At 36.8% G+C, this 22,587-nt stretch carries 19 protein-coding genes; 12 read left to right on the top strand and 7 right to left on the bottom strand.

The window, feature by feature from the left end:
- The 5 genes from AC13DP_RS02300 to AC13DP_RS02280 all read right to left on the bottom strand — a co-directional run bounded on the left by AC13DP_RS02300 (position 1) and on the right by AC13DP_RS02280 (position 9,333).
- Positions 1-2,445: an ABC transporter permease gene (locus AC13DP_RS02300; RefSeq protein ID WP_347407758.1), complete on the bottom strand. Its 2,445-nt coding sequence runs from the start codon at positions 2,443-2,445 to the stop codon at positions 1-3.
- Between the two features lie 2 nt (positions 2,446-2,447).
- Positions 2,448-4,820: an ABC transporter permease gene (locus AC13DP_RS02295; RefSeq protein WP_347407759.1), complete on the bottom strand. Its 2,373-nt coding sequence runs from the start codon at positions 4,818-4,820 to the stop codon at positions 2,448-2,450.
- Between the two features lie 2 nt (positions 4,821-4,822).
- On the bottom strand, positions 4,823-7,195 hold the full coding sequence (locus AC13DP_RS02290; RefSeq protein WP_483067229.1) for an ABC transporter permease: 2,373 nt from the start codon (positions 7,193-7,195) through the stop codon (positions 4,823-4,825).
- A gap of 148 nt (positions 7,196-7,343) precedes the next feature.
- Positions 7,344-8,033: an ABC transporter ATP-binding protein gene (locus AC13DP_RS02285; protein ID WP_483067228.1), complete on the bottom strand. Its 690-nt coding sequence runs from the start codon at positions 8,031-8,033 to the stop codon at positions 7,344-7,346.
- A gap of 46 nt (positions 8,034-8,079) precedes the next feature.
- The gene (locus AC13DP_RS02280) at positions 8,080-9,333 is read right to left on the bottom strand and encodes an efflux RND transporter periplasmic adaptor subunit (protein WP_013073990.1); all 1,254 of its coding nucleotides are present in this window, start codon (positions 9,331-9,333) and stop codon (positions 8,080-8,082) included.
- A gap of 259 nt (positions 9,334-9,592) precedes the next feature.
- Here AC13DP_RS02280 and AC13DP_RS02275 point away from each other — a divergent pair, with 259 nt between their 5' ends.
- A complete protein-coding gene (locus AC13DP_RS02275) occupies positions 9,593-10,939 on the top strand; it encodes a sigma-54-dependent transcriptional regulator (RefSeq protein ID WP_347407762.1) in 1,347 nt (448 codons plus the stop codon).
- Positions 10,929-12,272: a sensor histidine kinase gene (locus AC13DP_RS02270; RefSeq protein WP_347407763.1), complete on the top strand. Its 1,344-nt coding sequence runs from the start codon at positions 10,929-10,931 to the stop codon at positions 12,270-12,272. The genes AC13DP_RS02275 and AC13DP_RS02270 overlap by 11 nt, the downstream gene beginning before the upstream one ends.
- A gap of 474 nt (positions 12,273-12,746) precedes the next feature.
- Here AC13DP_RS02270 and AC13DP_RS02265 read toward each other — a convergent pair whose 3' ends face one another.
- Positions 12,747-13,334, bottom strand: coding sequence for a riboflavin synthase (locus AC13DP_RS02265; RefSeq protein ID WP_347407765.1), 588 nt, complete (start codon positions 13,332-13,334; stop codon positions 12,747-12,749).
- Between the two features lie 59 nt (positions 13,335-13,393).
- On the opposite strand from AC13DP_RS02265, the gene pdxA reads away from it, so the two are divergent.
- The 10 genes from pdxA to AC13DP_RS02215 all read left to right on the top strand — a co-directional run bounded on the left by pdxA (position 13,394) and on the right by AC13DP_RS02215 (position 21,396).
- A complete protein-coding gene (pdxA, locus tag AC13DP_RS02260; RefSeq protein WP_347407766.1) occupies positions 13,394-14,440 on the top strand; it encodes a 4-hydroxythreonine-4-phosphate dehydrogenase PdxA in 1,047 nt (348 codons plus the stop codon).
- 95 nt (positions 14,441-14,535) lie between these two features.
- Positions 14,536-15,069 carry a YceD family protein gene (locus AC13DP_RS02255; RefSeq protein WP_347407767.1) on the top strand — a complete coding sequence of 178 codons (534 nt, stop codon included), beginning with the start codon at positions 14,536-14,538 and terminating at the stop codon, positions 15,067-15,069.
- A gap of 13 nt (positions 15,070-15,082) precedes the next feature.
- On the top strand, positions 15,083-15,280 hold the full coding sequence (gene rpmF, locus AC13DP_RS02250) for a 50S ribosomal protein L32 (protein ID WP_013073983.1): 198 nt from the start codon (positions 15,083-15,085) through the stop codon (positions 15,278-15,280).
- Positions 15,281-15,459: 179 nt separating this feature from the next.
- Complete coding sequence (locus AC13DP_RS02245) at positions 15,460-16,455, top strand: beta-ketoacyl-ACP synthase III (RefSeq protein ID WP_013073982.1); 996 nt, start codon at positions 15,460-15,462, stop codon at positions 16,453-16,455.
- Positions 16,456-16,472: 17 nt separating this feature from the next.
- Positions 16,473-16,967 carry an acetyl-CoA carboxylase biotin carboxyl carrier protein gene (accB, locus tag AC13DP_RS02240; RefSeq protein WP_347407768.1) on the top strand — a complete coding sequence of 165 codons (495 nt, stop codon included), beginning with the start codon at positions 16,473-16,475 and terminating at the stop codon, positions 16,965-16,967.
- A 53-nt stretch (positions 16,968-17,020) separates the two neighbouring features.
- Entirely contained in the window at positions 17,021-18,370 is a 1,350-nt protein-coding gene (gene accC, locus AC13DP_RS02235) for an acetyl-CoA carboxylase biotin carboxylase subunit (RefSeq protein WP_013073980.1), read from the top strand.
- 159 nt (positions 18,371-18,529) lie between these two features.
- Positions 18,530-19,645 (top strand): NAD(P)/FAD-dependent oxidoreductase, encoded by a 1,116-nt coding sequence (locus AC13DP_RS02230; RefSeq protein ID WP_347407769.1) that lies wholly within the window; start codon positions 18,530-18,532, stop codon positions 19,643-19,645.
- Positions 19,642-20,334 (top strand): monofunctional biosynthetic peptidoglycan transglycosylase, encoded by a 693-nt coding sequence (mtgA, locus tag AC13DP_RS02225; protein ID WP_347407770.1) that lies wholly within the window; start codon positions 19,642-19,644, stop codon positions 20,332-20,334. The genes AC13DP_RS02230 and mtgA overlap by 4 nt, the downstream gene beginning before the upstream one ends.
- A gap of 10 nt (positions 20,335-20,344) precedes the next feature.
- Positions 20,345-20,794, top strand: a complete 450-nt coding sequence (locus tag AC13DP_RS02220) for a transcription elongation factor (protein WP_228249093.1) — start codon at positions 20,345-20,347, stop codon at positions 20,792-20,794.
- A gap of 53 nt (positions 20,795-20,847) precedes the next feature.
- Positions 20,848-21,396 carry an outer membrane beta-barrel protein gene (locus AC13DP_RS02215; RefSeq protein WP_347407771.1) on the top strand — a complete coding sequence of 183 codons (549 nt, stop codon included), beginning with the start codon at positions 20,848-20,850 and terminating at the stop codon, positions 21,394-21,396.
- On the opposite strand, the gene AC13DP_RS02210 is transcribed toward AC13DP_RS02215, so the two are convergent.
- On the bottom strand, positions 21,397-22,368 hold the full coding sequence (locus AC13DP_RS02210; protein ID WP_347407772.1) for an ABC transporter ATP-binding protein: 972 nt from the start codon (positions 22,366-22,368) through the stop codon (positions 21,397-21,399).
- Between the last annotated feature and the right edge of the window lie 219 nt (positions 22,369-22,587).

The raw sequence follows: 22,587 nt of genomic DNA, 5'->3' as shown, positions 1-22,587 counted from the left end.
CTATTCGTTTCTTAAAGAGTTTACAGGGTTTTGAATTGCAGTCCTAATCGTTTTAAAACTAATAATCACAAGGGCTAAAGCGATCATTCCCAGTCCGCTTAAGGCAAAAACCCACCAACTTAAAGTGGTTTTATAGGCAAAGTCTTCTAACCAAACGGAGGTCCTCCAATAAGCAATAGGTGTAGCAATAACAAAAGCCAGGGCTACAAGCTTTAAGAAGTCCCTACACAACAAGACCTGTAGTTGAAGTAACGAGGCACCCAGTATTTTACGAATCCCTATCTCTTTTATGCGCCGCTCTGTATTATAAATCACAAGGGCAAGCAGACCTAACACGCTAATCAAAATAGCCAGGCCTGTAGCCCAGTTTAGGAGTTTCTGGGTGCGCTGTTGCGACTTATAAAAATTAGCTATGGTCTCGTCCATAAACTGAATTTCAAAATCAGAATCAGGATAAACCGATTTATACATGTCTTGTACTTTGGCAATGGTAGCAGACAGATCTGATGTTTTAGGTTGAATTTTAAAATGAATCATCCTAAATTGGGAAAACCAGTTTCGACTGATGTCCCCTACAAAGACTACCGGCTGTATCTGGGAGGTTAAAGGTTTGTGGTTAAAATCACGCATGACGCCCACAATAGGATAGCCATTCTCTCCCTGCATCAAGCGTTGCCCTATTGCTTCTGCAGGTTCTTTAAAGCCCAACTTGTGTAGCATGGTCTCGTTGATCACATATTCTTTAATGGTATCATTAAGGGGTTTTCGACCCGCCAGCAGTTCTAACCCATACAGATCAAAATAGGACGCATCCCCAAAACGCTGTTCCTGTATGACTTCAATAGTTTCGCCATCCTTAATAAAATCCACAACTGTTGAATTGATATAAAAAGATGCAGGTGGAGGTCCTGCCAAACTAATCGTGGAAAGTTCGGCAATAGTGGCCAGCCGGTTTTTTAAAAGCTCCTTTTTGCTTAAAGCGGGATCGTTCCAGGGAAGCGGAATGCAGGCAATATCGTTTACGGCGATCCCGATATCCTTATGCATCAGGTAATTGATCTGCTTGCCCACGAGAAGTGTCCCTATGATGAAAACCTGAGCAACTACAAACTGAAAAACGGTAAGGCCTTTTCTAAAACCCCCATTAGATGTCTGGGAAGCAAACTGATTTTTCAACACGGAAACCGGTTTAAAACCAGAGAGCACAAAAGCCGGGTACATACCAGACAACAGCGTAACCACGAGTATCAACACAAACATGGCAGCAATGATCCACGGGTTTGCAAAAAGCTCAAAATTTAATCCAGGTGGAATAAATGCTGAAAAAACACGCAACAACCAAAAAGCTAAAATCACAGATACCAATGCCGCTAATAGCGTAAGGAGGAAGGTCTCGCCTAGAAATTGAAAAACCAGTTGTTTTTTTGAACTTCCTAAAGTCTTACGAATACCTATTTCACGGGCTCGTTGTGTAGCCCGTGCCGTCATTAAATTAATGAAGTTAATACATCCCAAAAGCAAGAGAAACAGCGCTACCATCGCTAAATTGGACAAGACCTTTTTACTCGCCTGGGGAACGCCATAGTCAAACGTGCTGTAGCGGGTATCAAAATGAAGCTCATCTAAAGGTTGTGGGTAAAAACGCGTCCATTTCCCGGCATCAAGATCTTCTTGATCAGTATGCGACTTACTCATTTCGTCCAACTGCTTTTGAATCGTTGCAATTGCAACTCCCGGAAGGCTCTTAAACACAACTTGTGCACTGGAATTGTAACTGCCCCAGTTGGTATTGGTCACCGTTGATTTGATATCTGACTGTAATGCCGTAGGAAGGGAGATAAATTCCTGAAAAACAAAATCACTGCGTTGCTCAAAATTGGCAACAACACCAGTTATTTTAGCAGGTATAGAGTCGTTATAGATGAGTGTTTTGCCAATGAGGCTTTCTACGGGTGTGTTTGGGAAATAGTTTTTGGCCCGTTCCTGGGTAAGTACCACTGCGTTAGGTTCATGCAGACTCCCTGATTTATCGCCAGCAAGCCAGTTGTAATTAATCACGTTAAAATAACCACTATCGGCAAAAATCACATGCCTAGGCTTTTTGAACAGCCTTTCTCCACTTTGTGCCTCCACTTTTAAAGGCTCATAGGTGTAAAAAAAGCTCACGTCTTCCAGACCACTCACATTTTGTTTTAAAGCATCGGCCAGCATGGCATTTACACCACTAAAATGATCGGTGCCGTCAGGACTTATAAATTGTGTGGTGATGCGATACGTACGCTCCCCATCCTTATGGAATTTATCAAAGGTAAAATCATAATAAACCATCAAGCCTATCACAAACGAGGCGCTGAACCCTATCGCAAGACTAATGATATTAATTACTGAAAAAAGCTTGTTTTTCCAGATATTCCGCCAGGCGATTTTGATATAGTTTTTTAGCATGACTATTCAGTTTTGATGTTTTTTACAGGGTTTGCCAGTGCCGCTTTAATGGCTTGGGAGCTTACGGTTAGTAAAGTGATAAAGATGATTACTATTCCTACAAGAGCAAAAACCCACCACTCTACCCCTATATTATAGGTGTAGTTGTTTAGCCATCTGTTCATTGCGTACCATGCGATTGGAGAGGCAATAAAAAATGAAATAAGTACCAATTGTAAAAAATTAGAAGATAAAAGAGTTACAAGCTGGGCGACATTGGCACCTAATACTTTTCGTATTCCAATTTCCTGGATTCTACTATGTACCATATAGGTTGCTAAACCAAATAACCCAAGACAGGATATAAATATGGTTAGGCCTGCAAAAAGAGCTGATAAAGAGGCGGTACGTTTTTCGGATTCAAATTTATTAGCATATTTTTCATCGACAAAATGATATTCAAAAGGATAATCTTGATTAAATTTTTTAAATATTTTTTCAGCGATCGCAAGGTTTTCACTTATACTGTTTTTAGGATTCAATTTCATATGCATCACCCCAAACCAACGAGAAGGCCCACAGATCATCATGGGTTGGATAGGCTCGTAAGGAGATTGAATTATAAAATCCTGTATAACCCCAACAACTTTCCATTTTGTGTTGCTATCACTAACAATAGCTCCTATTGGGTTTTTCAATCTCATTTTTTCAACAGCCGTTTCATTTAATAAAATAGCCGTACTGTCTGAAGGATAAGTATTAATATCGATATCTCTGCCAGCAATAATTTTGGTTCCTGTCGATTTTGTAAAATCGGTATCGGCGCTCATAATAGTAAAGCCTGTATCATGATCGGCTTCGGTGCTTCCGTTCCAACTAAACCCCCAACTATCACTATATTGCTCTGTAATTGGACTAAGGGTTTTGGTTACTGCGACTACAGCATTACTTTGTAGTAACTCATTTTTAATCGATAGGTAATTGCTCCTAATATTATCATCTAAAATGGTATAAATTAAATTTTCCTTTACATAACCTGTATCTCGTTGTTGCGCATAGTTAATTTGGCGGTTGATAATGATAGTACATGTTATAAGCAGAATAGCAAAAGTAAATTGAGAAACAACAAGTATTTTACGTGGCGTGATGATATCTTTTATGCTACTAATTTTTCCTTTTAAAACTTTAGCAGGCTGAAAGGAAGACAGGTAAAATGCAGGATAACAGCCTGCTAAGAGTCCTGTAAATAAAATGAACCCGATAATTAGTAGCCAAAATTTGAAATTGGTATAATCAATATGTAGTGACTTATTTACTAATTGATTAAAGGGATTAAGAAAACTAAATACAAGAAGTAAAGCTAAAATACCTGCAAAAAAAGTAATTAAAATACTTTCTCCCGTAAACTGCAAAATAAGATTTCTTTTTTGTGCTCCTACAACTTTACGGATCCCTACTTCTTTGGCTCTTTTTTCACTACGAGCGGTACTTAAATTCATAAAATTGATGCAGGCAATAAGTAGGATAAAAATGGCAATAACACTAAACAATCTAACGGTAATTATTTTACCTGCCACTAATTTTCCATTTTCACTTTTTGAATAAAGCCATAACTTTTCTAGCGGCCAGCTAAACACTTGGGTACTGGATGGATGGGCACTCTCTTTGGTATGATTTATAGTGATTTCTTTTATATGCTTGTCAAAATCAACTTGTGAGACGTGCGGTTTTAATTGCACAAAAGTTTGTACAGAATTATTTCCCCAGTAACTATCGTCCCAACCGTTAACTTTCATATAATTCCACGGTAAGATAAAATCGAAGTTAAAACGAGTGTTGTTTGGTAAATCTTCCAAAATACCAGTTACTTTATATATATGAGATTGCTCTACCTGAATGGTTTCTCCCATGGCATCATTATCATCAAATAATTTCTTTGCTAATTTCTGAGTAATAACAATTCCTGAAGGATCTTTTAATATGGAAGATTCATCACCGTCATATAACGGAAATGAAAACATTTGTAAAAAATCTACATCGGTTATAATTCCTGTAGTTTTAAACTTTTTATTACCTACTTTTAGCCAAAGATCCTCATTAGTATCAACTCTGGCTACATGGGATACTTCAGGATAATCTTCCTTTATTGTTTTTCCCAGAATTTTAGGTGTGTTACCCCAAGCCCAGTTTTCACCATCAAAGGTATCTCGATTATAAAGTTTATAAATATTTTTACCATTTTCATGAAAGCGATCATAACTTAATTCATTTTCAATCCAAATCAATATGAGAATTGCACTTGCCATACCTACAGCGAGTCCACCAATATTAATTGCTGAAAAAATCTTATTTTTCCAGATATTCCGCCAGGCGATTTTGATATAGTTTTTTAGCATAACTATTCAGTTTTGATGTTTTTTACAGGGTTTGCCAGTGCCGCTTTAATGGCTTGGGAGCTAATTGTTAGTAGTGCAATGAATAAGGTTAGCATCCCGGCACCGGCAAAAATCCACCAATCTAGCGATGTTTTATAAGCAAAGTTTTGTAGCCAGAATTGCATTAAATACCAGCCAATTGGAATAGCGATAATGCATGAAAGGCTTATAAGTTTTAAAAAGTCTTTGGAGAGTAACGAGGTAATTTGCTCCACCGATGCTCCTAAAACTTTTCGAATGCCTATTTCACGTTTTTTTAATTGAGCGGTATACGTGCTTAGTCCAAAAAGCCCTAAACAAGAAACAAAAATGGCTAAAATTGAAAATATTTTAAAAAGCTTACCTGTTCTAATATCATTGCGATACATGGTTTCGTATTGCTTATCTAAAAAGGAGTAATTAAAAGGAAAATCAGGGTTATAGGTATTCCAGATTTCTTCAATAGCCGCCATGCTTCCAGAAATATCACCATCTTTGGTTTTTATGTACATACGATAAGGGTCAGGGTCATAATACATCACCGCAGGTTCAATTTCATTTTTCATCGAAGTAAAATTGAAATCTTTTACCACTCCAGCAATGATGCCTTTGGTTTCCCAAAGTTCAAAGCTTTTACCGACAGGATCTTTTATCCCGGCTTGCTTAACGGCAGTTTCATTCAGTATAAAATGTAAAGAATCTTCTGTGCGACCTTTAAAATTTTCACCTTCTAAAAGCTGCATTTTCATCATAGGGATAAAATCTTCATCAATACCAATGGGATTAACAATAAAATCGCTTTGTGGATCTTTGCCATCCCAATTGGTATCTCCGGTAGTCATTCCATTATTTACGATGTTACTGTTGCTAAAGGAAACCGAAGCAATATTGGGTAAATTCTTAACCTGATTTATAATAGCTTCTTTATGGGAGCGCATTTCCTGAGGCATGGCAAAATGAAACACTTGTGAGCGATCGTAACCAGGGTTTTTACTGGTGATAAAATCCAATTGCTTCCCGATAATAATGGTGCTGATGATTAGAATTACGGAGAATGAAAACTGAAGGCAAACCAATACCTTTCTAAATGTTCCTGCGCCAACACCAGTGATCACATTTCCTTTAATAGCTTCCAGCGGTTTAAATGAAGATAATAAGACTGCCGGGTAAATGGAAGAGGCGACTAAGGTGGAAACAAACACCATCCCGATCATTCCCCATAATTCGGGCTCAAGAAAATTGAAATCAATATCTTTTCCTGCAATCGAGTTAAAATAAGGGGCTAATAAATAGATTAACCCCATTGCTAACACAATCGCTAATAAAAAGAAAATACACGATTCAATAATAAATTGTGTAAAAAGTTGCTTCCTCTCGGCTCCAATGAGTTTTCGTAGACTCACTTCTTTGGCTCTTTGGATCGATCTGGCCGTATTTAGATTGACATAATTAATACAGGCAATACACAGTATAAGTATCAGAACGATCCCAAAGATACGTACTGTCTTAATCTGGGTTGGTTCTCCGCCGTAACTATAAAGGTTCATTTGCTGGATAGGTTGCAAATAGTAGGCATCTTTGGTTTCAGACTGGATTGCATTCCTGTCTTTTGCTTTCTGAATTTTGGTTAGTTTCTGAACTACTTTTTCTGGAGAAGCATTTTCTTTGAGTTTAAGAAACGTGAGAAAGTTGAAATTTCCCCAATCACTATCCATCGACTCCCAATACCTGTTGCCATCGTACTGTTCAGAAAAAATCGATAAAGGAAAAAACAGCTCGTAATCTAAACTTGAATTTTTTGGGATATTTTCAATGATTCCGGTTACGGTAAAATTATCTTTATAATCGGCAGCGATGATTTTGCCCATAGCTTCTGTAGTTCCAAAATATTTTAGGGCGGCTTTTTTTGTAATGATAACCGAATTATTTCCTGAAAAAGGAGCGGATGAATTTCCTTCAATAAATTTTAGATCAAAAAAAGAAAAGAATTCGGGATCTGTAAGAGCACCAGCTTTGGCTTCAAACTTATTAGAAGAACTACTAAAAATGCGATAGCCATAAAAATCCCGAATTCTAACGGCATCTTCGACTTCTGGCACTTCTTTTTTGGCATAGTAGGCTATAGGTCCTACAGATATGCCCCATGTTTGCGAATTTTCGCCACTGCTTAAGATACTGGAAACTCTATAAATATGTGATGAATCACCAATTTTGTTATAACTTAATTCGGCTTTAATCCATACGGCGATAAAGATGGCCACACAAAGCCCCAATGATAAGCCCAGCAAACTTAGTCCATTATAAAACTTGGATTTCCAAAGGTTTCTCCAGGCCGATTTTAGATGAATTTTAAACATAATTTTTGTTTTGAATAACGATTGATGTATACCCTTAGAATATTTCAAAAATGTTGATCCCAGCTTAAAATATTCTCTTTTGATGATAAGAGATTAGATGATTTTGATCCCGATTAGTATCGGATTGATGAATGACCCCGTAAAACGTCTAATTTTGATATTCAGCCAGGATGTTTTCAGTTACTTTTTGGCCGTCTAACATTCTGATGATTCGATGACTGTACTTTGCGTCGTGTTCGCTGTGGGTAACCATGATGATGGTGGTTCCGGCAGCGTTAAGCTCGGTAAGTAAATCCATAACCTCGTTACCGTTAGTGCTATCCAGATTTCCGGTAGGCTCATCGGCAAGAATCAGCTTGGGGTTATTTACAACGGCACGGGCAACGGCAACACGTTGTTGCTGTCCACCCGATAGTTGTTGTGGGAAATGCTTACGGCGGTGCATAATTTGCATTTTCTCTAAAACTTCGTGCACCCGTTCTTTACGCTCCGCAGGTTTTACGCCCGTATAAATTAATGGAAGTTCTACATTTTCGAAAACGCTAAGCTCATCAATCAGGTTAAAGCTTTGGAAAACAAAACCTATATTGTGTTTTCTAAGATTAGCTCTTTTGCGCTCGTTAAATCCGGCGACTTCGATCCCATTAAAAATATAGCTACCACCATCAGGATCGTCTAAAAGCCCTAAAATATTAAGCAATGTTGATTTTCCGCAACCGGATGGCCCCATAACCGAGACGAATTCTCCTTGTTTTACCTCAAAAGAAAGCTTATTAATAGCAATGGTCTGTACTTCGTCTGTACGGTAAAACTTTTCGAGATCTGTTATTTTTATCATGATGAATGTATTAGTCCTGAATAATTATGTTTTAAAATTAGAGAATTTAGTCTTTTAGCACCAGTTCCTGAATATCTTCATAATTGCTGTAGCTTGAAGTTATTACCTGATCACCTGGTTCTAAACCTGAAAGTACTTCGTAATATTCTGTGTTTTGACTACCCAATTGGATATCGGTTTTATAAGCAATACTACCATCTTCACTTACCTTAAAGATCCAGTTCCCCCCGGTTTCCTGAAAAAATCCTCCTTTAGGAATAAGAACAGCTTCTTTTTCCTGGCTTAAGGCTACTCTAATTTGCAAGGTTTGTCCTCTTCTTATTTTCTCTGGAGCCTCTTCTAAAAAGGTCATATCTACCTGGAATCTTCCGTTGGCTACCTGCGTATAGACTTTTTTGATTTCCAGCGTATAGTTTTTTCCGTCGAAATTAAAGCTTCCCTGTTGCCCGGCGTAAATTCGGGAAATATAATGTTCATCTACATCTACACGAACTTTGTATCCGCTAATCACATCGATTTGTCCCAGGCGTTCGCCCTTCGATTTAGACTGACCTATTTCAGCGTCTAAAGAAGTCAGCTGGCCATCTACCGGAGCTCTTACGATAAGGTCTTCTACTTTTTTGCGCATTAATTCTAAGGCTTTTCTTGTCTTTTCATATGATTCTCTTGCCTGTACATTTTCTTGTTTAGAAGAAATTGAATCTTGCTGTAACACCCTTTCAGTTAATGCTAAACGGTCTTTTTGATAGTTGTAATTATTACGAGTTTCTAAATATTCCTGTTCAGCAACCGCTCCTTTTTCAAAAAGTTTTTTATTCAGTTTATATCTTCTCTCGGCTTCTCTTAGGCTGCTTTTTACTTCGGTAAGTTGGTTAAGCTTGCCAATCGTATTCTCCCGAGATGCATTTTGTGTGCGTTGCATTTGAGTAAGGAGATTGTAAACCTGTGTTTCCTGATTTACCAGACTTAATTCTAAGTCGGTGTTTGATAATCGAAGAATAGGTTCTCCTTTTTTCATCATTGCACCGTCCTCCACAAATTTTTCCTCTACGCGACCACCTTCTAAGGCATCCAAATAAATAGTGGTAATAGGCATCACTACGCCGTTAACCGGAATATTTTCCTGAAAGATGCCTTTTTTAACAGTGTTAATACTAATGCGTTCTTTTTCAACATTAAGTCGGGTGCTACCACTTGATGAGAGTAATACAAAAACGATAAGTCCTACTAAAAGTGTCACGCCTGTTATCATGGCTATTTTTTGAGGGGTAAATCGTTTCTTTTTTATAGGTATATCCATTTTGATTGATGTTGTCTATTGATATTAGTTATTATTTGTGTGGTTTTTATTATTGGGAAATTTCACATTCTCTTAAGAATAGGGTAAAATGATGCCAAAAATATATATTGTTGATTTACAGTGTTTTAATTATTTTTTAAAAAAAGAGAGTGTTCGGTTTTAATACACTATCTGTACGATAACAAAACAGATTCGAATCCTATTAAATTTCTGAAGTCATTTTTATTTATAGGAAAGAGAAAGTCGTAATATTGTAGGTATGCAATTGAAGAATGCGAACATACTGGTTATAGACGATGATCCTGATGTGTTAACGGCGTTGCGGATTATGCTGAAATCTTTGGTGAGCAATGTTGTTACCGAAAAGAACCCGAACAACATCACCGCGCTTTTAGAGCAGGAAAAATTTGATGTAATCATCCTGGATATGAATTTTAACGGAGTGGTAAATACTGGTAATGAAGGAATTTTTTGGCTAAATAAGATTAAGCAGATCGATAAAAGAGTAGATGTGATTTTAATTACCGCTTATGCCGATATCGATCTGGCTATACGTTCGTTAAAAAAAGGAGCTTCAGATTTTTTGGTAAAGCCATGGAAAAACCAAAAAATGATCGAAGCCTTAAAATCATTGGTAGAAAAAAAGTCGGTAAAACCTCAATTATCGAGACCTACTGCTGCCGGAAATAAAATTATTGGTGAAAGCGAAGAAATGCAGTCAGTGTTCGAAAAGCTTAGAAAAGTAGCTCCTACAGATGCCAATATATTGATTTTAGGAGAAAATGGTACGGGTAAAGACTTAGTTGCGAGAGCAATCCACGATCAATCCCTTCGGAAAAATAAGCCGTTTGTAAAAGTAGATGTTGGTGCGCTGACGGAGAGTTTGTTTGAAAGTGAACTTTTTGGATATAAAAAAGGCGCCTTTACCGATGCGCGGGAGGATCGTAAAGGACGTTTTGAAGCCGCTAATGGTGGGACACTTTTTTTGGATGAAATAGGAAATATTAGTTTGCGCCAACAGGCAAGATTGCTTACCGTGTTACAAAACCGAATGATAACTCCGCTTGGATCCAATGAGACTATTCCTATTGATATACGGTTAATCTGCGCTACAAATTTAGAGCTGAGTGATCTTGCTGATGAAAATACGTTTCGGAAAGATTTAATTTACCGTATTAATACAGTAGATCTTATGGTGCCACCACTTCGAAATCGAGGTACCGATATCACATTACTTAGCAGATATTTTACCGATATGTATGCCGAGAAATATTTTAAAGGTCCATTTTCTTTTGATAAGGACTTTTTTAGTAAGTTAAAATCGCATTCTTTTCCCGGAAATGTTCGGGAGCTTCAGTATGTTTTAGAAAGAGCCGTGATAATGGCTGATAGTGATACCCTGGCTGCGAAAGATTTAGTGTTTTCAGGATTAGAAAAATCGATAACAACTTCAAACGGAATTCAGGAGACCAACCTCGAATCTGTTGAAAAACAAACTATTTTGAAGGTGATCGACAAGAATAAAGGGAACATTTCCAAATCGGCTAAAGAGTTAGGAATTACCAGGGCCGCTTTGTATCGCAGACTTAATAAATATGACTTATAAAAAATACACTTTAGGTCTTTTATTGCGATTGGTGCTTTTAACGCTGGGTTTAGCAGCTATCGCTTTTGGGGTTAGCAGGCATCAAATGGTATTGCTTATTGGAGGGGTAATACTTTCGTTAGTGATTTTTTATAAGCTGTATAAATTTATAACCCGTCGTTTTGTGGCGATGGACGATTTTTTTGAATCGGTTAAATACAACGATTTTTCAAGACGATTTGTAAGCAAAGGTGCCCCCGAAGATTTAGCTCGACTTCATGAAGGCTTTAACCTGATTAATGATAAGATTCGGGAGATCAACTCCAATAAGGAGGCGCAATATCTCTACCTACAAAAAATATTAGAGATGGTTGATGTCGGGATTATTTCTTATCATCAAAAAACCGGCGAAGTACTTTGGGCGAATGAAGCGATAAAGCGCACGCTGAGTATTCCTTCTTTCAAAAATATTAAGTTTTTAAAAAGCAGAAAACCGCAATTATTTGAGACCATTTTTGAAATGAGTCATCTTACCGGTAGTTCCATAAGTATTAAAGTAAATGGCGAAAAGCTAAAAGTTTTGGTTTCTGAAACGGTTTTTTATGAAAACGAACATTCCTTTAAGATCATTTTACTACAGAATATCGATGAAACCCTTAATCAAAATGAATCTGAAGCCTGGAAAAAGTTATTGAGTGTCATGACGCATGAGATTATGAATTCTATCGCCCCCATTTCTTCATTGGCCGATACGTTGCAGTATCAGGTAAGGGAGAACCTAAAAAATCCAGAAGAAAATGCTTTGGATATTTCAGATTTAAACGAAGCGATAGGGAGTATTAAAAAACGAAGCGAGGGTTTAATGAAATTCGCCAAAACTTATCGTAGTCTTAATAAGGTTACCCATATTAATCGTAGTAATGTATATGTAGAAAATCTTTTTGCGTCTATAGAACGATTAATGAAGCCCTCTTTAGCTTCTAAGCATATTGCATTGAATTTTGATCTTTCTAATCCACAATTGCAGGTGAAAATTGATAGTTATCTTATCGAACAGGTGTTGATTAATTTGATTGTGAATGCACGGGATGCTATACAGGATATTGAAAATCCGGAAATCTATGTCACTGCAAAATCTACTACAGATGGGTATACGGTGATAAAAGTAATAGACAATGGGAATGGTATTCCGCTAGAAATTCAGGAAACCATATTTGTACCTTTCTTCACTACCAAAAAGAATGGTAGTGGTATTGGCTTAAGTTTATGTAAGCAAATTATGATGTTACATAAAGGCAAAATCCAAATTCATAGTGAAGAGCACAAAGGGACGGCGATAAGTTTGTTGTTTTAAATGAAAAGCATTCCTTTAGATAGATTCATCTTGTAGTAACACAAGTTTCTTTTTTCAAATACCTGTAATAATTTCTTGTTTTCATCATTACATAGGCTTGCGAAACTGAAATAGTTTGTTTTAAGCGATAATTATTGATCTTCAACGAAAAAATCTGGTTGAATCATTGATTATAGATAATTTAGCAAAGAAATTAAAACCTTTACTTTGCGTTTTACGTTAATTTATTGAAAAGAAGTTTTAGATTTTTTTAAAAAAAAATTAAATTGTGCTGTAGGAAAAGTTATATGAAAAAGAGATTTTTAATATTTACCATACTTCTTTTTAGCATTAAAGCCAATCCCGTTTTTGCTCAGGATACCCCTCCAGAACCGTGTACTCTTTGTCCGCCAGTTGGACTTCCTTTGGATGATCATTTGTATATTTTGGTTATTGCAGGAGTGTTAGTAGGGGGCTATTTAAAATTCAAAAGAACTAAGATAGTTCAGTAATTCTTTTTACATATTTTCCTATAACATCAAACTCAAGGTTTACAATACTTCCTTTTTCAATTTGCTTAAACGTCGTATTTTCAAAAGTATAAGGGATGATTGCAACCGAGAATGAATTTCTGCCGGAATTAACAACAGTTAGACTTACTCCGTTTATGGTGATAGAACCTTTTTCTATTGTAATATTATTTAAGGAAGGATCGTAGTCAAAAGTAAATTGCCAGCTACCGTCAATATCTTGAACATCGGTACACTTTGCAGTTTGATCTACATGTCCCTGCACTATGTGTCCGTCAAGTCGGTCTCCAAGTTTCATTCCTCGTTCAAGATTCACAGAATCACCTTCTACTAGACCATTCAGGTTGGTTTTGTTTAAAGTTTCCTGAATTGCAGTAACGGTATACTGATGATCTTTAATAGAAACTACTGTGAGGCACACCCCATTATGAGAAACACTCTGGTCAATTTTTAACTCAGGTGTCATTTTGGCTTCTACCTCTATATGAAGATTAGTACTTTCTTTAACTAATTTCCTGATTTTTCCTACTTCTTCTACAATACCGGTAAACATGGATTCTATAATATTGGTTACATTTGTATGTAAAAGTAAAATATATATTCGAAGGAAGTATGAAACATCCTAAAAAGATAAAAGTAGGAATTAGTATAGGTGATTTGAACGGAATTGGAAGTGAAATTGTACTGAAGACTTTTGATGATTCCAGAATGCTGGACTTTTGTACTCCTGTAATTTTTGCTTCAACCAAAATTATCACTTTTTTAAAGAAAAAATATAAACTGGCAATTAATTTTCAGGGAATTGACAGTGCAGAACATGCCATAGACGGCAAGGTAAATATTGTAAATGTTTGGAAAGAAAGTGTAACCATTAATTTCGGAGAAGAGGATCCAAAAGTTGGTGAGTATGCTTTTAAATCATTAGAAGCCGCTACTGAAGCTTTAAAGAAAGATGAAATTGATGCTTTGGTCACAGCACCTATTAATAAACATACCATCCAGTCTGATAAATTTAATTTCCCAGGACATACCGATTATCTGGCAAAAGAACTACAGGGGGAAAGCCTTATGTTTATGATTACCGATACCCTTAAAGTGGGATTATTAACGGATCATGTGGCCTTAAAAGATATCGCCAATGTGATTACTCCAGAATTAATAAAAAAGAAGATTGCTATTATCCAGCATACGCTTAGGCAGGATTTTAGGATCCAAAAACCTAAAATCGCTGTGTTAGGTATTAATCCTCATAGTGGTGATAATGGTGTAATAGGGAAAGAGGATGAGGAGATATTAAAACCGACTTTAAATGAAATTCGTGAAAATGGGGAATTGGTTTTTGGGCCATTTTCTGCGGATAGTTTTTTCGGGTCAAAGAATTATAAGAATTTTGATGCCGTGATTGCCTCGTATCACGATCAGGGTTTAATCCCATTTAAAACATTGTCCTTTGGCCAGGGAGTTAATTTTACAGCGGGATTAAGCAAGGTGAGAACTTCTCCCGATCATGGTACTGCATTTGAGATTGCAGGTACCAATTCTGCTAATATTCATTCCTTTAAAGAAGCTGTTTTTAAGGCAATTGATATTTATAAATGCAGAAAAGAATATAAAAAACTCACGAAAAACCCACTAAAAAAGCAGAGTAAAAAGATATAAACAAAAATTTGTTTATAAAAAGCTTTTAGTTGATTTTATTTTTTATCTTTGCAGCCGCCTTTGTAAAAGGGCGAAAACTCAAAACTGAGGACGAAATGAGGAAAATGAAAGCCTATACGATCCCTTTTGTGGGGTTAAAGCTTGGGAAACACCAGTTTGAGTACGAGATTGACAATGAGTTCTTTGAGCATTTTGAGTACGATGAGTTTAACAGCGCCGATGTAAAAATTGAGCTGTTATTCGATAAAAAGACGACCATGATGGAGCTTACTTTTAAAGCTTCCGGAACGGTAAATGTAAATTGTGATATCACAAATGAGCCTTATGATCAGCCAATAGAAAGCAGGTTGTTTTTGGTGATCAAATTTGGGGAGGAGTTTAATGATGATAACGAAGATTTACTTATAATTCCGCATGGAGAGTTTGAGATCAACGTACAACAATATATTTACGAACTTATTGTTCTTGCGGTACCAGCAAAAAAGATTCATCCCGGGGTTGAAGATGGGACTTTAAAATCTGATGTGCTGGATAAACTGGAGGAATTAAGCTTAGGTAATAAAGAAAAAAAAGATGGGGACGATATAGATCCCCGATGGGATAAATTAAAAAATTTACTAAACGATTAAATAATAGTAAGCCATGGCACATCCAAAGAGAAAGATATCTAAAACCAGAAGGGATAAAAGGAGAACTCATTATAAAGCAACTGCACCACAAATAGGTATAGATCCTACTACTGGTGAGGCGCACTTATATCACAGAGCTCACTGGCATGAAGGTAAATTATATTACCGTGGTCAGGTGTTAATTGATAACACTGAGGAAGTAGAAGCTTAATTTTGATTAGGGCTTCAAAGAAATATACAGAAACTCTCACAACGTGGGAGTTTTTTGTTTTTAGTTGATTAAGTCCCAAAAAGACCTTAATTTGCACCACTGTTTACAGAAATTTTAGTACATTTCTCAAATTGTTTGTACACTAACGAGCTGCAAACAAGGTGTATAAATTCAATTCTATGAATAAAATCACAGCAGCCATAACAGCTGTAGGTGGCTATGTGCCAGAAGATGTGTTAACCAACAAGATGTTGGAAGAAATGGTAGAAACCAATGACGAATGGATTACTACCCGAACTGGAATTAAGGAAAGAAGAATTTTAAAAGACCCTAATAAAGGAACTTCATATTTAGGGATTCAGGCAGCTAAAGATCTTATCAATAAAACAGGTTTAGATCCTAAGGAAATCGACATGGTCATTCTTGCTACAGCAACTCCGGATATGCCGGTGGCAGCAACAGGAGTTCATGTAGCTTCAGAAATAGGAGCAATAAATGCCTTTTCTTATGATCTGCAGGCGGCCTGTTCAGGCTTTTTGTATGCTATGTCTACCGGTGCTGCTTATATAGAGTCGGGTAGATATAAAAAAGTATTAGTCATAGGGGCAGATAAAATGTCTTCGATCATAGATTATACAGATCGTACGACCTGTATAATTTTTGGTGATGGTGCCGGCGCAGTATTAATGGAACCAAACGAAGAAGGTTATGGCCTACAGGATGAAATTTTGCGTAGTGACTCTATTGGCAGGGATTCTTTAAGAATCGAAGCTGGAGGATCACTTTTGCCTCCTTCTGAAGAAACCATAGCTAAAAAATTACATTACGTAAAGCAAGATGGTAAAACAGTATTTAAATATGCTGTATCTAATATGTCTGGAGTTAGCGCTCAGATTATGGAACGTAATCATCTAACAAATCAAGATGTAGACTGGTTAATTGCGCACCAGGCGAATAAAAGAATTATTGGGGCCACTGCCAACAGAATGGGCGTAGAAGACGAAAAAGTATTAATGAATATAGAAAGGTACGGTAATACAACTTCCGCAACCTTACCTTTATTACTTAGCGATTATGAGAAAAAATTTAAAAAAGGAGATAATCTAATATTTGCTTCATTTGGAGGTGGTTTCACTTGGGGAGCTACGTATCTTAAATGGGCTTATAATTCTTAAATAACACCCTTATTATTATGGATTTAAAAGAAATTCAGAATTTAATAAAGTTTGTTGCCAAGTCTGGTGCCAGTGAGGTAAAACTGGAAACCGGTGATGTGAAAATCACTATTAGAACGGGCTCAGACGAAAAAGAAACCACAGTTGTGCAACAAGTGCCAATGGGTGGACAGGTACAACCGCAAATGCCTGTACAACAGGCACCTGCTCCTGCACCGCAGGAAACAGCTGCACCTAAAGAAGAAGCTAAACCAACCGAAGATACTTCTAAATATGTTACTGTAAAATCTCCGATTATCGGAACTTTTTACCGTAAACCTTCACCAGATAAACCTGTTTTTGCAGAAGTTGGAGATACTATCAAGGAAGGAGATGTGCTTTGTGTGATAGAGGCTATGAAACTTTTCAACGAGATTGAAAGTGAAGTTTCTGGTAAGATCGTAAAAGTACTGGTAGACGATTCGTCTCCCGTAGAGTTCGATCAGCCCTTATTTTTAGTAGATCCTTCTTAATTCTTGCCAATTTTTGCACAGGAATATTTTTCCTGTAAATAAAAACCACAGGTATGTTTAAAAAAATATTAATTGCCAATAGGGGAGAGATCGCAATGCGTATTATCCGTACTTGTAAAGAGATGGGGATAAAAACGGTAGCGGTTTATTCTACTGCAGATGCAGAAAGTCTTCACGTAAGATTCGCAGATGAGGCAGTATGTATAGGTCCTCCTCAAAGTAATTTATCGTATTTAAAGATTGCGAATATTATTTCAGCAGCAGAAATAACTAATGCTGATGCCATCCATCCAGGATATGGTTTCCTTTCAGAAAATGCGAAGTTTTCTAAAATTTGTGAAGAGCATGATATTAAATTTATCGGTGCTTCAGCAGAGATGATTAGCAAAATGGGGGACAAAGCTACTGCTAAAGCTACGATGAAAGCTGCAGGAGTACCTTGTGTACCCGGTTCAGAGGGTATTTTAAAAGATTATGACGAATGCCTTAAACTGGCGAAAGAAATAGGATTTCCTGTAATGCTTAAAGCTACTGCCGGTGGCGGTGGTAAAGGAATGCGGGCTGTTTGGAAAGAAGAAAACTTGCAGTCTGCCTGGGATTCTGCGAGACAGGAGGCCGGAGCTGCTTTTGGTAATGATGGCATGTATATGGAGAAACTTATCGAAGAGCCTCGCCATATCGAAATTCAGATTATTGGGGATCAAACAGGTAAAGCCTGTCACCTTTCTGAGAGAGATTGTTCGGTACAACGTCGTCATCAAAAATTAACCGAAGAAACTCCTTCTCCATTTATGACGCCTAAGCTGCGTAAACAAATGGGAGAAGCAGCTGTAAAAGCTGCAGAGTATATTAAATATGAAGGAGCGGGAACTGTAGAATTCCTGGTGGATAAACATCGTAAATTCTACTTTATGGAGATGAATACCCGTATTCAGGTAGAGCATCCAATTACCGAGCAGGTGATTGATTACGATTTAATTCGTGAGCAAATTTTAGTAGCGGCAGGTGTTCCAATTTCAGGAAAGAATTACGAGCCGCAATTACATTCTATAGAGTGTAGAATAAATGCTGAAGATCCTTATAATGGTTTTAGACCATCACCGGGAAAAATTGAAACTCTGCATACCCCGGGAGGGCATGGGATTCGTGTGGATACCCATGTATATAGCGGGTACATTATTCCGCCATATTACGATTCTATGATCGCTAAATTAATCACTACGGCACAAACCCGTGAAGAAGCGATTAATAAAATGAAACGTGCATTAGATGAATTTGTGATTGAGGGCATCAAAACCACCATTCCTTTTCACCGACAGTTAATGGACGACCCAAGATATGTGGCAGGGAATTATACCACCGCATTTATGGAAGGGTTTAAAATGAACCCTATAGAAGAATAATTTGTATTGATATTATATAAAAAAGCCTCGTTTTGCGAGGCTTTTTTTATTGCCTAATTTTATCTTTTTATCGGTATTATTAGAAATTAATGAATGGTTTTCTTTAATTCTTACTTAAATTATAAAAGTTTATGTAATTTCAGATTATAAATGTTTAGTATGAATTTTTCGTATTGGGAGCAAAAAAGCTGGCTGTCTGATGTAGATTTTGTAATTGTAGGTAGCGGCATTACCGGGTTAAACTGTGCGCTTCAATTGCATAAAGACTACCCTGGGGCTAGTATTTTAATTCTTGAAAAAGGACTTTTACCTGAAGGCGCCAGTACTAAAAATGCCGGTTTTGCCTGTTTTGGTAGCCTTTCTGAAATTTTAGAGGATCTTAAAAGATTACCGGAAGAAGAAGTTGTTTCGCTAATTCAAAAACGGGTAAATGGTTTAAAATTGCTGAGGAAGAATTTAGGTGATGATGAAATCGGTTTTAAAAATCACGGCGGGTATGAGGTTTTTCTGGAAAAAGACAAAAGCCTCTTTGAAGAATGCGTGGCTGAAATAGCTAATATTAATCGATTACTCCATGAAGTTTTTGAGAGCAATTGTTTTTCGCTTTCTGATAATAAATTCGGATTTAAAAATACAGCTGAAAAGCTCATTTTTAGTCCGTTTGAGTCGCAGATCGATACCGGAAAAATGATGAGCGAATTATTACGAAAAGTTTATAAAAAAGGTATTCGAATTTTGAATAATATTGCCGTCCGAAATTTCGAAGATCTAGGGAATAAAGTGGTGGTGAAAACGGATGCTTTCGAGGTGGAGTGTAGAAAGTTTTTTATCGCTACAAACGGTTTTGCTTCTAAATTTGGGATTACAGATGTAAAACCTGCAAGAGCTCAGGTTTTAGTAACAAAACCTATCGCGAACCTCCAGATTAGAGGTACATTTCATTTAGATAAAGGGTTTTATTATTTTAGGAATATTAATAACAGGTTGCTTTTTGGTGGTGGTAGGAATTTGGATATAAAAGAAGAGGAAACTATACAATTTGGGCAGACACAAATTGTTCAGCAGCAGTTAGAAGCACTGTTAAAGACGACTATTTTGCCGAATCAGGAATTTGAGGTCGACCAGCGATGGAGCGGAATTATGGGAATGGGGGCCGATAAAAAACCTGAAATAGGACAATTATCGACTAATGTTTTTTACGGGGTAAAATTAGGAGGAATGGGAATAGCCATAGGAAGTTTAGTAGGAAAAGAACTGGCAAAAAGTAGCGAATGATAAAAAAAATATTTCGGTTTATAGCAAAAGTTATAGGATGGTTTTTTCTAATCACTTTTTTGCTCGTTCTCCTATTTAAATGGATTCCGTTGCCTTTTACACCCCTGATGGCTATTCGCTATTTTGAACATTCAGATGAAGAAATTAAACATGAATGGGTGCCTATTGAAGCGATTTCAAAAAACCTGCAACTGGCAGTGATCTGTAGCGAAGATCAAAATTTCGAAAATCATAGTGGTTTTGATTTTGAAGCGATTCAAAAAGCTATCGAAAACAATAAAAAAGGAAAGCGCGTTCGCGGTGCGAGTACTATATCGCAGCAAACCGCTAAAAATGCTTTTCTATGGCCTGGTAGGAATTATATCCGTAAAGGGCTAGAGGCTTATTTTACCTTTTTGATAGAGTTTTTATGGAGTAAAGAACGTATTCTGGAAGTCTATTTAAATAGTATTGAAATGGGAAAAGGGGTTTATGGTGCACAAGCAGCTGCACAAAGCTGGTTTGGTAAGGATGCATTAAATTTAAGTCCGTCTGAAGCTGCCGCAATTGCAGCAATCTTACCAAATCCCAGGACATACCGCGCAAATCCGCCCAGTAATTATATTAGCCAAAGAAAAAGTTGGATCACCCAGCAAATGAAGTTTTATGGCGAATTTGATTTAAATAAACCAAAAAAAGTAAAAAAATAACATCTATATTTTGACGACAAAAGACCATTTGTACACCATGTGTGAAGAATATGTAGAATCTCGCATTCAGCGTATTTTAAGATCACTTAAAGATCTTGAAGAAGATATGGAGAGCGAAGGAAAAAACAGTGCCGGGGATAAATATGAGACCGGCCGGGAAATGATGAGTGAAGAATGGAATAAATTATCCAGTCAGCTTAAAGAATTCAAACAACAAAAGGATACGCTAAAGTTGGCCAAAGGCAGGGAGGCTTCTAAACGTATTCAGTTAGGATGTTTAGTAAAAACTTCGGCTTCTAATTATTTTATAAGTATTCCGGCGGGAAAAATGGAACTGAAGAACGAAACTTTTTATGCGGTAGGAGGGAATTCTCCGGTGGCCAGATTATTAATGGGGAAAACTGAGGGAGAAGAGTTTGAATTTAACGGAATTAAGAATAATATTTTAAGTGTGGATTGAAAAAAGATTACATTAGTACGTTAGTTATCAATCAATTATCATGAAAAATCAATGTGTCTAATCCTTTTTTTGATGTGCTGTCTTTCTGGTTTTCACAAGTTTCCTTTGGTGTAAAAGCTGGTGTCAATTTTACTAAAATCACTTTGGAAGATCATCCAAATGACTTTCGGTTTAGTGACGACGACGGGACGGCTTTTCATTTTGGAGCTTTTGTTGGTCTTGATTTGAATTCGTCTTTTGGATTGCAAACCGAAGCTTTGTACTCCAGGGAAGGAATAAAAGATCAATACGCAGATTATATAAATATTCCTGTGTTTTTTAAATGGTATCCTGTAGCTCCGGTTCATCTTGGTGTTGGTCCTCAAATAGGTTTTCTTGCAAATACTGAATTAATTAAAGGTCAATATGAAAATGTTGCCTTTGGGGCCTTAATTAATTTAGGTGCAGATATTGCTGATTTTACAGTGAGCGCAAGATATGTTATAGGCCTTTCTAATGTTTTGGATCGAGAATATCAGTTGGGTACTCCGCCCAATATAAATCCGTTTACAATTGAAGGTAAAGAAAATAATTTTCAGCTAAGCTTAGGGTATACGTTTTAATTATATTTTTCGCTTTTCGATTAGCGGTTTAGAAATTACAAAATACACGTGAGCACCGCTGGGAATAGCCGAGCGGTGTTCAGCAAAAATAGTTTTTCCGTTAAGATCGGCTTCAATTAAATACGTACTTCCCTTAAAATAAGAGGCAATAACAGTAGCTTTAATTGGTGATTTTCGGCTCACTTTTAGTTCTTCAGGATAAAGAATGATCTTTTTAGTTGAAGTCTCATTTTGAACAATATCTTTTAACATCACTTCATTCACATCGCCAAACAAGGAGGCAACATATTTGTTTGGCGGATTGTTATATAAATCTTCCGGAGTCGCTTTTGCATAAATATTATGATCTTTCAAAACCATCGTAGTGTCGGCAAAAGCCAGGGCATCGGTAATATCGTGAGTGGCAATAATACAGGTAATATTTTGGTCTTTTAGATATTTAAAAACTTTACGCCGAAGATTATTTTTTCTAAAATGATCGATATGGCTAAAAGGTTCATCCAGTAAAACCATTTCGGGTTCTTTGGCAAGGGCCCTTGCAAGAGCAACTCGTTGTTGCTGGCCACCACTTAAGAGTTTCGTTTTCTTATTGGCCATATCTTCCATTTCTACGACTTCCAATAGTTCCTGAATACGCTTTTTCTTTTTTACAGGATACATATTGCTTAAATATTTCCCCACATTATCGGCAACACTTAGTGGTAGCATTAAATCAAAATCCTGCGCCAGGTATTTGATAAAATCTTCCCCGGGGACAAGATTAAAATTAGGACCCAATAATTCTTGTTCTCCCCAAAATACCTTACCGTCTGTATGCAGAAGTCCGTAAATAATCTGAAGTAGTGTACTTTTACCGCAGCCACTTTCTCCGATGATCGAGATGTTCTCTCCTCGCTTAGCCGTAAAACTAATGTTTTCTAAAACCTGTTCTCCATTCTCATAAGCAAAGGATACGTCTTCTAACTTCAGCATAATAAGGTGTTATTTTAGGAAGTTTGAAGATACCCAAATTTGTAATTTCGGGAAACAAAAAAACCACCTGATTTTAAAATTCAATAAAATCAGGTGGGTTCTTTTTTTATATTTGTAATAGTTTGATTATCCGTAATTTGGAATAATCTTTTTTTTTAGATCCCTGTCCTTCAGTATTTAGGTAGGAGCAGGATAATGAGCCTAATCGGGATTCAAAAA

It is taken from the genome of Zunongwangia sp. L-65, from assembly GCF_056859415.1.
Note: the sequence above shows the minus strand (reverse complement) of the source record. Positions and strands in the feature narration are given on the sequence as shown.